Consider the following 16,324-nt stretch of genomic DNA (forward strand, 5'->3'; position numbering starts at 1 on the left):
AATGCTAATTTTGGAAATTAAAAGTGGTTTTATGAAAGTATGGAGGTTTATTATTACAGCGTTTTTAATCACAGCTACAGCCGTCGCCCAGGAAGAAAAGCCAGACAAGCGTGACGACTACCTGAACCAGCCTGACACCATTTCGGGTCCGACGATCTCGCTGGATGAAGTCGTGATCGATACCAGGAAAAGCAAGCTTGATGCCGAGGCCCGCAGACAATTCGCCATACTCCAGCGCCGTGTATATAAGGTGTATCCTTATGCTAAAAATACTGCGACAAATCTCACCGCCCTCAATGCCGGCATGGCAAAGCTCAAATCTAAAAAGGACCAAAAGAAATATTTCAAGATCGTTGAGGATTATCTCGACAACCAATTCAAGCCACAACTTAAGAAGCTTTCCAGAAAAGACGGTCAGATTCTCGTAAAGCTGATCTACAGGCAAACCGGGAACAGTACCTATGACCTGATCAGGGAATACAAAAGTGGCTGGAAGGCTTTCTGGTCCAATAACACCGCAAGGCTGTTCGATATCAACCTCAAGACCAAATACCAACCTGACGAAGTCGGCGAGGATTACCTGATTGAAACCATCCTCGTGCGTGCCTTCCAAAGCGGCAGGCTGCAACGCCAGGACGCTGCTTTCGCTATCGATTTACCGAAACTTAAAGAATACTGGTCTGATAAAATGAGTGCTTCTACCGGAGAATGATTTTTAGGGCGTGCCGGCGGGTTTAAAGTTTGCAGTCGCAGTCATGGTTTACAGTAACCGCCGTCGGGCTTTCCGCTACAATCTTTTTATACATTCGCTGCGCTTCGGATAAAAAGGATTTCCGCTTCAATCCCTCACGCAGCCCCAGGTCCGCTTCACGGATTTGGTATCCCGGGAAAAACTTTCCCGCCCAACAATCCCGTTCCCAGCGCATTAGCACAATGGATTAAATTTTCTTTAAAAAAAGGTTATAAAAAGTTTGCTAAACTGAAAAAGGGGGTTACTTTTGCACCCGCATTGGCAAAGAAGTTCTCTTGATTTACTGTAAGGCGGTGTTCGAAAAAAGTTTGCAAAAACTTCGGGAATAATTTGCCTGAAAGGAAATAAGTTTTACCTTTGCCATCCCGAATAGGGGGATACAGGTTCATAAAAATATTGGTGTTTGGTTTGAAGAAAATAAACTTTAAAAATTATTTTCAAAAAGGCTTGCACGGTAAAAAAGAAGTTGTACTTTTGCACCCGCTTTGAAACACAAGCGAGAAGAAAAAGATTGACACGTTCATTGATATATTGGATTGACAGCACTTCCGAAGAGATTTGGAAGTAAGCAGAGAGTAAGGAAGATCGATTTGGATTTTCGAAAAAATAAAACGTTAGAATTCGTCTAAAATTAAGTTGAGTAATCAACAAACAAAATACGATGAAGAGTTTGATCCTGGCTCAGGATGAACGCTAGCGGCAGGCTTAACACATGCAAGTCGAGGGGTAGATGTCTTCGGGCATTGAGACCGGCGCACGGGTGCGTAACGCGTATGCAACCTACCTTGAACAGGGGGATAGCCCAGAGAAATTTGGATTAATACCCCATAGTATTATAGAATGGCATCATTTTATTATTAAAGTCACAACGGTTCAAGATGGGCATGCGTCCCATTAGCTAGATGGTAAGGTAACGGCTTACCATGGCAACGATGGGTAGGGGTCCTGAGAGGGAGATCCCCCACACTGGTACTGAGACACGGACCAGACTCCTACGGGAGGCAGCAGTGAGGAATATTGGTCAATGGGCGCAAGCCTGAACCAGCCATGCCGCGTGCAGGATGAAGCATCTATGGTGTGTAAACTGCTTTTATACGGGAAGAAACCCCGCCTCGTGAGGCGGATTGACGGTACCGTAGGAATAAGGATCGGCTAACTCCGTGCCAGCAGCCGCGGTAATACGGAGGATCCAAGCGTTATCCGGAATCATTGGGTTTAAAGGGTCCGTAGGCGGGCCTGTAAGTCAGTGGTGAAAGCCCATCGCTTAACGATGGAACGGCCATTGATACTGCAGGCCTTGAATTATTGGGAAGTAACTAGAATATGTAGTGTAGCGGTGAAATGCTTAGATATTACATGGAATACCAATTGCGAAGGCAGGTTACTATCAATATATTGACGCTGATGGACGAAAGCGTGGGTAGCGAACAGGATTAGATACCCTGGTAGTCCACGCCGTAAACGATGGATACTAGCTGTTGGGCGCAAGTTCAGTGGCTAAGCGAAAGTGATAAGTATCCCACCTGGGGAGTACGGGCGCAAGCCTGAAACTCAAAGGAATTGACGGGGGCCCGCACAAGCGGTGGAGCATGTGGTTTAATTCGATGATACGCGAGGAACCTTACCAAGGCTTAAATGTAGATTGACAGGTTTGGAAACAGACTTTTCTTCGGACAATTTACAAGGTGCTGCATGGTTGTCGTCAGCTCGTGCCGTGAGGTGTCAGGTTAAGTCCTATAACGAGCGCAACCCCTGTTGTTAGTTGCCAGCGAGTCATGTCGGGAACTCTAGCAAGACTGCCAGTGCAAACTGTGAGGAAGGTGGGGATGACGTCAAATCATCACGGCCCTTACGCCTTGGGCTACACACGTGCTACAATGGCCGGTACAGAGAGCAGCCACCACGCGAGTGGGAGCGAATCTATAAAGCCGGTCACAGTTCGGATCGGAGTCTGCAACTCGACTCCGTGAAGCTGGAATCGCTAGTAATCGGATATCAGCCATGATCCGGTGAATACGTTCCCGGGCCTTGTACACACCGCCCGTCAAGCCATGGAAGCTGGGGGTGCCTGAAGTCGGTGACCGCAAGGAGCTGCCTAGGGTAAAACCGGTAACTAGGGCTAAGTCGTAACAAGGTAGCCGTACCGGAAGGTGCGGCTGGAACACCTCCTTTCTAGAGAAAGACGCAATTTGGTTACGTTTAGGGAAGATTTAGAAAGAAATTCATTACTCTCGCTGTTGGTTCAAATACATATCCAAGAAACAAACAGAGTCTCGTAGCTCAGCTGGTTAGAGTACAACACTGATAATGTTGGGGTCCCCAGTTCGAGTCTGGGCGGGACTACTATTTTGTTTTATTGGAAAAGGAAATTCTGGAAGTTGAGATTGTCACGTTTAGTGGGCGCGTTATCAAACTGCAAACTGCGACTGATAACTGCTACTACGGAAAGACGGGGGATTAGCTCAGCTGGCTAGAGCGCCTGCCTTGCACGCAGGAGGTCATCGGTTCGACTCCGATATTCTCCACGATCGATCCATTGGATTGAAAAAGTTCATTGACATATTGGGATAAGAAAATACAAAAAGTAGAAAGAACACGTCTTGTTTTAATTAGCAAGGCAAAAGTACAATAAGCAAAATAAGGGCGTATGGGGGATGCCTAGGCTCTCAGAGGCGAAGAAGGGCGTGATAAGCTGCGAAAAGCTCCGGGGATCGGCACACACGAGTCAATCCGGAGATTCCCGAATGGGGCAACCCAATACATTGAAGATGTATTACTCCGATAGGAGGGCAAACCCGCTGAACTGAAACATCTAAGTAGGCGGAGGAGAAGAAAACAAAAGTGATTCCGTAAGTAGTGGCGAGCGAACGCGGATTAGCCCAAACCAATGTTGTTACGGCAAGATTGGGGTTGTAGGACCACGATATTCCATGCAGAGTGAACCGGAAGGACCTGGAAAGGTCTGCCATAGAGGGTGATAGCCCCGTATGGGTAAGCGATGTAATGGATAGTGGTATCCTGAGTAGGGCGGGGCACGTGAAACCCTGTCTGAATCTGGCGGGACCATCCGCTAAGGCTAAATACTCCTGAGAGACCGATAGTGAACCAGTACCGTGAGGGAAAGGTGAAAAGAACCGTGAATAACGGAGTGAAACAGATCCTGAAACCATACGCCTACAAGCGGTCGGAGCCCTTTCGTGGGGTGACGGCGTGCCTTTTGCATAATGAGCCTACGAGTTAACGTTGCCGGCAAGGATAAGGTATTAAGTACCGGATCCGTAGCGAAAGCGAGTCTGAATAGGGCGCTTTAGTCGGTAGTGTTAGACGCGAAACCGTGTGATCTACCCATGGGCAGGATGAAGCTGTGGTAACACACAGTGGAGGTCCGAACCGGTTGTCGTTGAAAAGACTTCGGATGACCTGTGGGTAGGGGTGAAAGGCCAATCAAACTCGGAAATAGCTCGTACTCCCCGAAATGCATTTAGGTGCAGCGCTGGATATAGTTATATAGAGGTAGAGCTACTGATTGGATGCGGGGGCTTCACCGCCTACCAATTCCTGACAAACTCCGAATGCTATATAATGTTTACCAGCAGTGAGGGCTTGGGTGCTAAGGTCCAAGTCCGAGAGGGAAAGAACCCAGACCATCAGCTAAGGTCCCAAAATCTACACTAAGTTGAAAGAACGAGGTTTGTCTGCCCAGACAGCTAGGATGTTGGCTTGGAAGCAGCCATTCATTTAAAGAGTGCGTAACAGCTCACTAGTCGAGCGGACGAGCATGGATAATAATCGGGCATAAGTGTAGTACCGAAGCTATGGATTTACAGTAATGTAAGTGGTAGGGGAGCATTCCAGCGGGGCTGAAGGTGTGGCGTGAGCCATGCTGGACCTTCTGGAAAAGAAAATGTAGGCATAAGTAACGATAATGCGGGCGAGAAACCCGCACACCGAAAGACTAAGGTTTCCTCAGCTATGCTAATCAGCTGAGGGTTAGTCGGGTCCTAAGGCGTACCCGAAGGGGGAAGTCGATGGCCAACGGGTTAATATTCCCGTACTTGTATTGATTGTGATGGGGTGACGGAGTGATGAAAGCGCCGCGAACTGACGGAATAGTTCGTTGAAGTACCTACCTATAAGAGCCGCAGGCAAATCCACGGCTTTTGGGGAAATACGATAGTACACGGAGTCTTCGGACAAAGTGATAGTGCGCCTAAGGGCTTCCAAGAAAAACCTCTAAACTTCAGATCGATACAACCCGTACCGTAAACCGACACAGGTAGTCGAGGAGAGAATCCTAAGGTGCTCGAGAGATTCATGGCTAAGGAATTAGGCAAAATAGACCCGTAACTTCGGGAGAAGGGTCGCCAGCAGCAATGCTGGCCGCAGTGAAGAGGTCCAGGCGACTGTTTATCAAAAACACAGGGCTCTGCAAAATCGTAAGATGAGGTATAGGGCCTGACACCTGCCCGGTGCTGGAAGGTTAAGAGGAGATGTTATCTTCGGAGAAGCATTGAATTGAAGCCCCAGTAAACGGCGGCCGTAACTATAACGGTCCTAAGGTAGCGAAATTCCTTGTCGGGTAAGTTCCGACCTGCACGAATGGTGTAACGATCTGGACACTGTCTCAGCCATGAGCTCGGTGAAATTGTAGTAACGGTGAAGATGCCGTTTACCCGCAGTGGGACGAAAAGACCCTGTGCACCTTTACTATAGCTTAGTATTGACTTTGGACAAGTGATGTGTAGGATAGGTGGGAGACTTCGATCCAGCGTCGCCAGGCGTTGGTTAGTCATTGTTGAAATACCACCCTTTGCTTGTCTGAAGCCTAACCCCATAATGTGGGGGACAGTGCTTGGTGGGTAGTTTGACTGGGGTGGTCGCCTCCAAAAGAGTAACGGAGGCTTCTAAAGGTTCCCTCAGCACGCTTGGTAACCGTGCGTAGAGTGCAATGGCATAAGGGAGCTTGACTGAGAGACATACAGGTCGATCAGGTACGAAAGTAGAGCATAGTGATCCGGTGGTTCCGCATGGAAGGGCCATCGCTCAAAGGATAAAAGGTACGCCGGGGATAACAGGCTGATCTCCCCCAAGAGCTCATATCGACGGGGGGGTTTGGCACCTCGATGTCGGCTCGTCACATCCTGGGGCTGGAGAAGGTCCCAAGGGTTGGGCTGTTCGCCCATTAAAGTGGCACGCGAGCTGGGTTCAGAACGTCGTGAGACAGTTCGGTCTCTATCTACTGCGGGCGTTAGAAATTTGAGTGGATCTGATTCTAGTACGAGAGGACCGAATTGGACTGACCGCTGGTGTATCTGTTGTTCCGCCAGGAGCATCGCAGAGTAGCTACGTCGGGAAGGGATAAGCGCTGAAAGCATATAAGCGCGAAACCCACCACAAGATGAGATTTCTTTTAAGGGTCCTGGGAGATGACCAGGTCGATAGGCTATAGGTGTAAAGGCAGTAATGTCATAGCCGAGTAGTACTAATAACCCGTAAGCTTATGTACGCGCTTCCGGGCCGCAAGGCCCGGAGCAATCTTTCAAAAGTAACTTTTTTATCCCAGTGTGTTAATAATATAATGTGATCAACCCGATCATGTAACGACTTAAGGTGGTTATTGCGGCGGGGCTCACCTCTTCCCATCCCGAACAGAGAAGTTAAGCCCGCCTGCGCAGATGGTACTGCAATTTTGTGGGAGAGTATGTCGTCGCCTTTCTTTTTAAAATCCTCATCAGTAATGATGGGGATTTTTTGTTTTATACAGTTTAGGAACCACACCGGGAGGGGAATTCTAGTACGTAGAAACACCTGATTTTTATATCGTTCAAACCATCATGATGTTATTTATCTATATTTGGTTTGATAAGAACCAAAACATGATGAACACCATCCTTTCTAAAATCAGCAATTATAAGTTATTGGCAGGCGAAGAGGCCTCAGGAAAGCCTGCTATTTTAAAATTTGACGATCACAATACTGCGGTATTACCAGCCAATCATCCGTATGCCGGCTTGTGGAGGGAAACCATTGCATACCTGTGTGAAAACAACCGCCCGGCTTATGTCATTACCGATGATAATGGCCTGGTAGAAAAAGTATTGATGCCTGTTGGCGGCACCATTTATGCCCTTCACCACAACAGCGAAGGCACAGTGTTTTCATTGTCTGACCGTCCGGAAGTATATAATCTCGAAAGGACCCAACAGGGTTTTGACGGAATGCTTGCTGTCTTAAACAATGCAAAGGAGCATGACACGCGCATTCTCATAACTGTTTCTGATGGTGGGGTTATCGATATATGTCCGCTTGAGGAATCTTACGGTTCGATGCTTTCAGGCGAAAACCCTGAAGGACCTGTCCCTTTTGATATTAAAGTGCTGACACCCATTAGCCTGGAACGCACCAATAGCCTGTTTAAGGAAATGCTCCTTCCCAATTGCACAACAACACATTCCAGCGGTACCAGCTGTATCCCGTTCCGTGTGCCGTCAGGGGGATGCTGGATCCGTGCGCATATCATGTGTTATCTGATGCAGGATTATGACATCGTTCCCGGAAAGATATGGTGCTTTTCAAGAAACAAGACTACCTTGAAAGCCTGGACAGATAATGACTGGAACTGTTGTGTTTCCTGGCAGTTTCACGTAGCGCCGATTGTGAGGGTGCGGCAACCTGACGGCACCGATACGCTGATGGTCATCGACCCATCGTTGTGCAGCAGGCCTGTGTCTCCGGAAAGCTGGCAGCAGTTGATGGACCGAGGCGGCTCAGAATTGCTGTATTCCGGCTGGCAACAATATGACCGTTTCAGTGGCAGGGCCACGCTGGAACAGGCACAGAAAGCGATGAACGAATCCCGCATCCTATTGGATACAACCTGTAAAGACCACGGCATGCCACCGTACCAGAAGTGCGGCAGGAATGCCTGAAATAAAAAATAACAACGGCTATGATTTTTAACAAATAATATTGTGCTATGGGCAAAACCAGATTTTTATGTTCCCACGGTGTGTGCGGTTTTGGCAACAGCATGCAGCCTACGCGTAAAACTACCTGATTTTCAGCTTCCGTAATTTATGGTGCGAAAGTATTGGATACATTTAGCCCGAATTGATGCGCTTACCGTGCTGCCGATCCTCATTGCTGAAATCTTAAAACTGACATACAATGGACCGCACTTTAAAAGTTTATGCAAAAACCGGGCACCTGTTTGCCGAAATTGAATTCTGGTATGAAAAGCACAATGATGCCAGGGGACGTTATACTTCATTCCGCCGACTCTACAGTGATGAAGAAGAAGATGAAAGCAAAAGTGTATATCCGATGGACGAAAGGGATTTTTACCTTCAATACAGGAAATTCAACACCATTGATGACATCAAACAGCACGATATTGATGTGATCAGGAAAGAACTAGGCCGCGACATGACCGATCCACGGGGTTATGATTATGTGTATGATGCTGATATGGTACTCACAAGATATGTAGCGGAAAGCCAACGTGGTTGTGTTGGTATGGTCAACATTTACTATAGCTTTTTGGATAATGTGAAAGAAGTCAAATTCCTGTCGGCAACAAATCCGCGCTATGACATGGATATTTCATCGGACAGCCTCGAAAGCCATATGCAGTGCATGGAGCGTATCGAGGTGTACCGCGATCGTGAAGAGCCGATAGCACTGGTTTGGTATGACCTGAAAAAACTTCCCGTCTGGTATTGATGCTCTCCATAAGCATGAGCCACAAAGATTGTAATCTAAAATCCCGCACCTTAAGAAGGAAGCGGGATCTTTTATTCGCGCAATGATTTTAAAAACAGGTATTTATACGCATTTTGCTCTCATATTTAACATATATTTTTACCAAATCAACCATCACTTAAAACCAATATTATGAAAAAAATTATTTTACGCGCTTCAGCTCTTGCCGTACTCGTACTTGCGCTGATGTGGGCCTGTAAGTCGGGAAACTCCATTGATTCAGATGCTGATTACCTGCCGCAGGATGTATTGCAGTCCTGTACGCTGACACCGGAGCAGTTCGATACCTGGTTCGACAAGGGCAAGGCTACGGAAAACGGCTTCGTAAATGCCGCAAACAGCCTGACTTTCGGGGCCAAGACCAATTGCGATTTTTACAAATGGTCCGAACAGATGTTTTTGTGGATGACCTCACCAGCTGACGATTTCGGCATTGGAAAGCGTGTCATCGAATCCCCGATATTTTATACGGTTTCCCCAGAGGACAGTTTAGGCCACCGTACCTTTATCCAACACAAAAAAGGTTTGCTGCTTAGTGCCGTGAGCGGCCTTGAGAAAAGTATCGGTATCGACAGTGAGGAAGGACAGGCTACCGGCGATGCGCTGATGGCCAAAGACGGTTCGATGGTCTATTACATCACCATGGCGAACGATGTGTATGCGCAATTCCTTACCGCAGTGAAGGACGGAAAAATGTCAGGAAAGACTTTCCCGACGACGCAAAGTGCGCTTGACAGCATTGTCGCTTACGCCAAAAGCAACAACGTAACCTTGCCGGATGCGACGGCACTGGCCATGGAAATCAAGACGTCATGGGTTGATGTCGCCAAACTTAAGGATGCTGACAGTTATATACAGATTGACGCGCTCGTGCCTGTGTATAACAAGACCCCTACCAAATGGACCATCACCGGCCAACGCAAAGCGAGGCTTGCGCTGTTGGGGATGCATGTTGTGGGCAGCGTGGCCGGGCATCCGGAAATGGTGTGGTCCACCTTTGAGCACAAAGCGGTTTCGCCGAACCTGAGTTATCAGTATGTTGATAAGGATAATAAAGTAAGGACCGTAAAAGGCGATACGAAAGGGGATTGGCCGCTCAATTCAAAACCAGAGGATACCGTAAACATCAATATTTCGCACATGAAATTCAAGGGTAATGCCGTGTATGCCACGTTTGAAGGAGCACCTGAAGGAAATACCGTCAGTCCAAGCAACTCTACGAGGACCAAGCCGTGGGGCGTAGCTGATAATGGTGTGCCTAACCCGCGTAATGCCACGCCCGCGATTGCAAACAGCGAGGTAATATCAATCAATAATTCCGTCATGTCGATGCTGGTAGGGAAGGATCTTCGTAAAAACTATATGTTTATTGGTTCTACCTGGACAGAGAAAGGCGCAGCTCCTAATGGCCGCAGTTATGCCGCTACTGATACCGCGCCGGGAGTGGCTGTAGGCTCAAGCCAATTGGCCAATACGACAATGGAAACATACATCCAGAACGGTACGGGTTACAACAAGCAAGGCTCCTGCTTCCTGTGCCACAGCTCGTTCAACAGGAAAGTACCGCAATTGTCACCTGATACGATCAGCCACGTGTTCTCTGACCTGAAGCCGCTTACAGTGATCATCGGCGGAAAAGAAGTGAAGTTAAAGTAATTGTCACAGGATTATTTAAACCATCCGTATAATTGAAGTGGTCGAACTTAATTTTATAAACTATTCGAATGACACGAACAACAGTTCTATTGTGTTTTTTCAGCAAAATGAACTGGCAAACCCTGGTGAATCGCCCATCGCCTGGAAAGTAATTCAGAATAGCATGCGGGGCGACAACCATCCATTTTCATTCACGATGCATTTATTTGTAGATGCTGCAGATTCTTCTGGAAATCGTACACAGCAACAACCTGCTTATTATGGACAGGAGCTTAAAGCGTCGATAGGAACTTCAGGATACCAGATAGTAGCGGTCGGATCACAATTTTTAGTGTATACCGATGATCCAATCCCGATTCCTGCCATTGGTGTGAATAACGCTTCAGAAAATGGCAATATTGCTGTCAATGTTTACAGGGATGGAAATCTGCTTGCTACTGCCACAGGGGTAGCGCCTGTAAAATATGCCACTTTTAAGTTCAGTCCATCGATTTGGATTGGTGTTACAAATTATATGACGGAAGGCGATGTGCTGAATTCATCTGTCATGGCTGGCGTCAGTACGAAACTCAGCCTGCTGGGTATTGCCAAAGCGAACATTATCATGACTGGCGGGGGGCCGGGCACTGATAGTCCGTTTAAATTCACGCTCGAACCATTAGGTTAGGCGTTTATTGATTTGGCAATGCATAAAAAAGAGTCCTTTAGGGGACTCTTTCTTTTTTATTACGCTTTTTCAAGGATGTTTTCTATCGCTTCCACGGTAGTAAGATGGTATCCGGGTTTTGCTTTCCCGAAAATGCTTTTTGCCCAGGCTTTTCCTTCAGGGGTTTTGATCATTTCCTTGTATAATGTCATTAGCGAACCCGTGCGGCTCGTGGCTATCACGAATGCTTCGATATCGGGATAGGCGGTTTTGTATTGGTGCCTGATCAATTGTACGAACCATTGCCTTTTGATGATGAAGTTGCCGCCTTTGGTAAAATTAAACTCTTTGTCGATGGCTTGTATTTCTGCCTGCGTAAGGTCTGCCGGAAGGTAATCGATAAAGTGTTGTTTTTCATTCGTTGATTTAATCCTGGCTGCCAATCCTTTTATTCCGGTTTGCCGCCATGTTTTCTGGATATGGTCGATGGCATTGAAATCTTCTGATACGGGCGTGATGATATTCGAAGGAATGTTTGGTTCATACACCCAGGCTTTGGCATTTATTTTCTGTTCCAAAGTCTTGTCGCCTTTAATCAGGTTTTTATTGAAATAATCCATGAAATCCTCCGTCGTCACCGATTGGAATGCATGGTTATCAAACCAGGACTTTACGAAGGCATCAAACCTTTCACGGCCCACAGCAGCTTCAACAGTTTGCAGGAAGGCATAGCCTTTTTCATACGGGATGTCACTCAGCCCATCATCAGGATTCTTTCCTATCGTGCTTACCTTCAAACGGGTATCGGGATTGTCCTTGCCATATTCCGCCATATTGTCTGACAGGACTTTGCGGCTTAACACGTCCTGCATTCTGGCCTCAGCGATACCGAAAACTTCTTCCCCGATACGGTGCTCTACATAGGTCGTAAATCCTTCATTGAGCCAGATGTCATCCCAGGTGGCATTGGTTACCAGGTTCCCGCTCCAGCTGTGGCCGAGTTCATGTGCCAGAAGGCTCGTCAGCGAACGGTCGCCGGCAAGTACGCCGGGAGTCAGGAACGTCAGGTTCGGGTTTTCCATACCGCCATAAGGGAAACTTGGGGGCAATACCAAAACATCGTATCGGCCCCAGCGGTATTGCCCGTAGAGTTTTTCCGCGGCTTTGACCATATTGCCCAGTTCGGCGAATTCATTTGCCGCTTTTTTTAGCACAGAAGGCTCGGCATACACACCAGTGCGGTCATCAATGGACTGGAACTGCATATCGCCGACGGCAATTGCCATCAGGTAAGACGGAATCGCTTTGGTTTGCCGGAAGGTATATACTCCGGTAGTATTTTTCTGTTGTGGATTTTCGGCACTCATCACCGCCATGAGGTCTTTAGGCACGGTTACTTTTGCATTGTATGTGAATCTTATACCGGGAGAATCCTGGCACGGAATCCAGGTACGCGACCAGATGCTCTCGCCCTGCGAGAACAGGAATGGGTGTTTCTTATCTGCCGTCTGCAGCGGATTGAGCCATTGCAGTGCGATGGCATCTTTCGTGGTGCTGTAATAGATGTTGACTTTCGTAGTATTCGGTTCAATCGTGATATAAAGCGGCTTGCCATGGAATGCCACTTCGTTGCCGAGACGGAATTTCGTTGGTTTGTCCTCATCTCCGAGCGTTACCTTCTGTATTTCCAACGTATTTTCATCAAAAATGATTTCCCTGCCCTTACTGATGTTATCGATTTCCCAGGATGCTTTCCCGGAAATGGTGCGGTTGTCAAAGTTTACATTGATATCAAGGTCGAGGTGTTTCGCGACAGCTTTCGTTGGCTCTGAAAACGAATGGTCGTCGAGGACGGTTTTCAGGGCGGTACTTTCCTTACCGGACTGTTCTTTTTTACAGCAGAGCAAAAGTGCGAGAAAGGGAATGAGGAGTAGTTTTTTCATGTCATGAGGATTTGTGCAAATATAGGGATCAGCCATGCGCTTTGCAATAGTCGCAGACAGCACTTAACAGGCATTCGTCATGTTTCGGATTGGTGGGGCGGCAGGTTTCGCGGCCTAGGAATGAAATCGCCATCCCGACGTCACTCCACATTTCCTGTGGCAGTACCGCCATCATGTCTTTTTCCATTTTGTCACCGGTTTTGGCCTGTGATATGCCAAGCCTTGGTACGACGCGCAGCACGTGCAGGTCGACCATGATACCTTCCGCTTTCGCTTCTGCTTCCCGCATGATGACGTTGGCCGATTTGCGACCGATGCCTTTCAATGCGATCAGTTCGGGCATGGTTGTTGGGATGTTTTTATCATCTTTAAGCGTCTTTGCGATCTCGACCAGCCAGCCGGATTTTGTACTGAAATTGCGCACTTTCCCGATATAAGGTTCGAGATCTTCTGCTTCGGCTTTTGCCAATGACTTGAGGTCCGGATATTTATCGAAAAGGGCAGGGGCGACCTTGTTGATGTGCGCGTCTGAATCCTGCGCGGAAAGGATGACCATGACCATGAGCTGGTACAGGTTTCCGTAATCCAGCGGATGTTTTTTATTTTTGTATTTTGCAATGAGCGGCTTCAGCTCTTGTGCCCAGTCGGTCGTGTTCATGTTTTTTGATTGAAGTTAATAAATTTACGCTTAATAAATAGATTTTAACTTTTGATGTGGATTATACGGAACGGTAGATTCTTTTTTTTATGTAATTTCACCCACTCAAAACATTCAAATAAAACCGTTTATGATTAAAAAAATACTTATTTCATTTTGTTTGCTGCTTGCAGGCGTTACCGTCTTTGGACAAATTAATACTTTTCCTGCATCCGAAAGTTTTGATGCCACCTTTGCAGAAGGGCAGGACGTGGTATTTATCCCGAATTGGACAGGCAACAGGGTGAATTCCACCACGACAGCGACACGTATTTACCGGGAGGAAGCAGACTTTAATTCTGCTCCCGCAGCCATGAGTGTCATTCCTACAGCGGCTTTTACAGGAACCATTACGGTGAGCCTTGATATGACCGGCATCAGTTCATTGAATGTTGGTTTCATGGCCAAATCGATGGTGAATGGAAATGGCAGCAGAAATACTCTTCTAGAAATGGAAGCCTCGATAGACGGCGGGAACACCTGGATCGGCCGGCAGCAGGTACTTTCGGCACCAAATGAAGACCAGGCTGCGTTTACAGTTTATAACTATATTTTGCCTTTAGCTACTGCGAATCAACCGAATGTGCTGTTGCATTTTCTGGTTTCCCGCGGTACAGATGGTTCCGGCACTCCTGCACGATTGGTTATGGACGATGTGGTTTTCAGCGTAAACAATGCTACTGTGCTGGAAACTGATGTAAACGCTTTGACCTTTTCGCAATTGCAGGGCACACCATCAGCAGTACAGTTGATCCATGTAAACGCAGGAAACCTCACCGGTGACATTAACATCAATGCTACTCCAGATTTTGAGATTTCACTCCAGCAGGATACAGGCTTTTCCAATGCAATAACGCTTCCTGATACGGCTGATTTCCTCGGACCAATTCCTGTGTATACAAGGCTGAACGCTGTTACGGCGGGAGCTTATACCGGGACGGTAACCATTTCATCAACAGGTGCCACGTCGCGTGTAGTGGATGTATCGGGCAATACTGTGGCTGTTACTGTAACCAATCCGGTTCCGTTTAGTGTGACCATGGGAATTGAGCCATTTGTGCTGTTGGATTCATGGGACGATGCTGCACCCGCGGGAAGTTTCCCGGATCATATGGCATTCTGGACGCAGGATCAAAATGATCCCGGACTGGATGCTGCCTTTATCGATGACTGGCATTGCCCGTACAACCTCAACAATCGTGCGCGTTTTGTGGGACAGGGTGACAACGGTATATCGTTTGTAAGTGGCGCCAATTCACAATTCACAGGCGTATGTGATGGCTCAGATCCTTCGCAAAACAGCGGGGAAACCATTTCGGCAGGCAAACCCGGCGCTGTGGTTGTGTCTTTAGATACATCGGCTTTAACTACTGGCAACCCCAATCAGGTGAATGACGATATCGTGATCGTGGAATGGACCGGGCGAACAATAGCACAAAACAGCAGGGTCTATGGCATAAGGATGCAATACAGGATTGGCGATGGTAACGGAAACCCTAACATCGGCTGGACAGATTTTGTGAATCCTGAGGAGTACATTGTTGGGGAGACTGGCACTTCGGAACTGAGAACAATCGATTTGCCTGCAGATTGTATTGCACAGCCACTGGTACAATTGCGCTGGCTTTATTATTTTATAAGTGGCACTGGCGCACGTCCGAATTTAGGCGTGGACGATATCCGGGTTTACGTGGTAACGCTTTTGGATACGCCCGAATTGCAGGGCTCCAAACCGTTTGGTTTTTACCCGAACCCTGTGAATGGAAATAAGATTTTCTTTAATGCTGCAACTGATATCACCGTGTCCGATGTTTCAGGAAAAATCATCCTGAAAACCGAAAACGCTTCTGAACTGTATGTTGGCGATCTGAATCCGGGTTTGTATTTTATCAGCAATAATGAAGGGAAAGTTTTGAAGATGATTAGATAATCACTTAACATTAATGATAAGCCGGGGTAGATTTTGCCCCGGTTTTTTTATGCCGTCCCTTCTTCAAACCATTTTTTGAAAACGGGAGCTTTGAGTCGGCTCATCGGAAGTTCACCCGGCAGAGGATTTTCGGCTAAATTGGAAATCAGCAGTTTATTGTCTTCAATGCGCTTAAATGATACGATTGCGCGGCGTGCAAAATGAATTTCCGGTTCACGCGGAAAAAATACCGGCCGGGGAGTTTCTGTTCAAGATTGTCTAAAGAGCTGTCTACTATAAATGTAGTGAAATTGGCGTGGATGATAAACGTTGCGCCATTTTCAACATAGAAACCGAGGATTTCCTTGAGTAGGATCTTGATGTTCTTGTCGCCGATTTTAATTGTGATGCCTTCGGTTTTCAATTTCCTTTCATCCCGCAGTTTCTCTTCCGATGCTTTCCAGGTTTGGTAATAATGAAACCCGATGTAAATGAAATTGACCAGAACAATCCATACGAAAAGAATGATGATATCGTGGATGAATGAACTTCCGTTTGCATCAGTATAATGTTTCCCGGTAATGAGCCAGCCGCCGTCGGGGATGATCAGGCATACGGCCACCGTAGCAAGGAATGTAAAAAGCAACTGTTTTGCCAGCGCGCTTTTAGAAAAATATAAGCCTGAATATTGTTTTTCAATTCGCTTGATAATCCATCGTATCGGAACCAGGCACACATATCCCTGGATTAAATTCATCGTAAAAGCGACAAAAAACCATTTGTCCAGGACCATTTCTGAAAAAGTCATAAAATAATCGATGACCTTAATCACCGGAATCAATACGAGGAATAACCTGACGTCCTTTTGGCTGAAAAAATCCCTGATGGATTCCATATTCGCGTCAAAAATAGTGAAAACGCAAACAGTTAATATTAAATGTTAAAATAAAATACCCGGTTT

9 protein-coding genes, 2 tRNA genes and 3 rRNA genes are annotated in these 16,324 nt (G+C 46.9%); 11 read left to right on the plus strand and 3 right to left on the minus strand.

Features of this window, described 5'->3' with window-relative positions; genetic code table 11:
- Nucleotides 1-31 precede the first annotated feature (31 nt).
- The 10 genes from HYN49_RS10545 to HYN49_RS10600 all read left to right on the plus strand — a co-directional run bounded on the left by HYN49_RS10545 (nt 32) and on the right by HYN49_RS10600 (nt 10,835).
- On the plus strand, nt 32-712 hold the full coding sequence (locus HYN49_RS10545) for a DUF4294 domain-containing protein (RefSeq protein ID WP_108904084.1): 681 nt from the start codon (nt 32-34) through the stop codon (nt 710-712).
- Nucleotides 713-1,409: 697 nt separating this feature from the next.
- Nucleotides 1,410-2,923 (plus strand): 16S ribosomal RNA (locus HYN49_RS10560).
- A 97-nt stretch (nt 2,924-3,020) separates the two neighbouring features.
- Nucleotides 3,021-3,094, plus strand: a tRNA-Ile gene (locus HYN49_RS10565).
- A 108-nt stretch (nt 3,095-3,202) separates the two neighbouring features.
- Nucleotides 3,203-3,276, plus strand: a tRNA-Ala gene (locus HYN49_RS10570).
- A gap of 101 nt (nt 3,277-3,377) precedes the next feature.
- Nucleotides 3,378-6,257, plus strand: a 23S ribosomal RNA gene (locus tag HYN49_RS10575).
- Between the two features lie 100 nt (nt 6,258-6,357).
- Nucleotides 6,358-6,467 (plus strand): 5S ribosomal RNA (rrf, locus tag HYN49_RS10580).
- Together the 16S, 23S and 5S rRNA genes with 2 tRNA genes alongside form the textbook arrangement of a ribosomal RNA operon.
- A gap of 118 nt (nt 6,468-6,585) precedes the next feature.
- On the plus strand, nt 6,586-7,680 hold the full coding sequence (locus HYN49_RS10585; RefSeq protein ID WP_146185092.1) for a protein-glutamine glutaminase family protein: 1,095 nt from the start codon (nt 6,586-6,588) through the stop codon (nt 7,678-7,680).
- A gap of 238 nt (nt 7,681-7,918) precedes the next feature.
- Nucleotides 7,919-8,473, plus strand: coding sequence for a hypothetical protein (locus HYN49_RS10590; RefSeq protein ID WP_108904088.1), 555 nt, complete (start codon nt 7,919-7,921; stop codon nt 8,471-8,473).
- Nucleotides 8,474-8,644: 171 nt separating this feature from the next.
- Nucleotides 8,645-10,168, plus strand: a complete 1,524-nt coding sequence (locus HYN49_RS10595; RefSeq protein ID WP_108904089.1) for a hypothetical protein — start codon at nt 8,645-8,647, stop codon at nt 10,166-10,168.
- A gap of 37 nt (nt 10,169-10,205) precedes the next feature.
- A complete protein-coding gene (locus HYN49_RS10600) occupies nt 10,206-10,835 on the plus strand; it encodes a hypothetical protein (RefSeq protein WP_108904090.1) in 630 nt (209 codons plus the stop codon).
- Between the two features lie 59 nt (nt 10,836-10,894).
- On the opposite strand, the gene HYN49_RS10605 is transcribed toward HYN49_RS10600, so the two are convergent.
- The gene (locus HYN49_RS10605) at nt 10,895-12,757 is read right to left on the minus strand and encodes a hydrolase/aminopeptidase (RefSeq protein ID WP_108904091.1); all 1,863 of its coding nucleotides are present in this window, start codon (nt 12,755-12,757) and stop codon (nt 10,895-10,897) included.
- Between the two features lie 28 nt (nt 12,758-12,785).
- The gene (locus tag HYN49_RS10610) at nt 12,786-13,415 is read right to left on the minus strand and encodes an endonuclease III domain-containing protein (protein ID WP_108904092.1); all 630 of its coding nucleotides are present in this window, start codon (nt 13,413-13,415) and stop codon (nt 12,786-12,788) included.
- 130 nt (nt 13,416-13,545) lie between these two features.
- Between HYN49_RS10610 and HYN49_RS10615 the strand changes: the two genes are divergently transcribed.
- Nucleotides 13,546-15,384: a T9SS type A sorting domain-containing protein gene (locus tag HYN49_RS10615; protein WP_108904093.1), complete on the plus strand. Its 1,839-nt coding sequence runs from the start codon at nt 13,546-13,548 to the stop codon at nt 15,382-15,384.
- A gap of 145 nt (nt 15,385-15,529) precedes the next feature.
- On the opposite strand, the gene HYN49_RS10620 is transcribed toward HYN49_RS10615, so the two are convergent.
- Complete coding sequence (locus HYN49_RS10620; RefSeq protein ID WP_108904094.1) at nt 15,530-16,258, minus strand: LytTR family DNA-binding domain-containing protein; 729 nt, start codon at nt 16,256-16,258, stop codon at nt 15,530-15,532.
- Nucleotides 16,259-16,324: the final 66 nt, after the last annotated feature.

Source organism: Flavobacterium pallidum (genome assembly GCF_003097535.1).
Classification (GTDB): domain Bacteria; phylum Bacteroidota; class Bacteroidia; order Flavobacteriales; family Flavobacteriaceae; genus Flavobacterium; species Flavobacterium pallidum.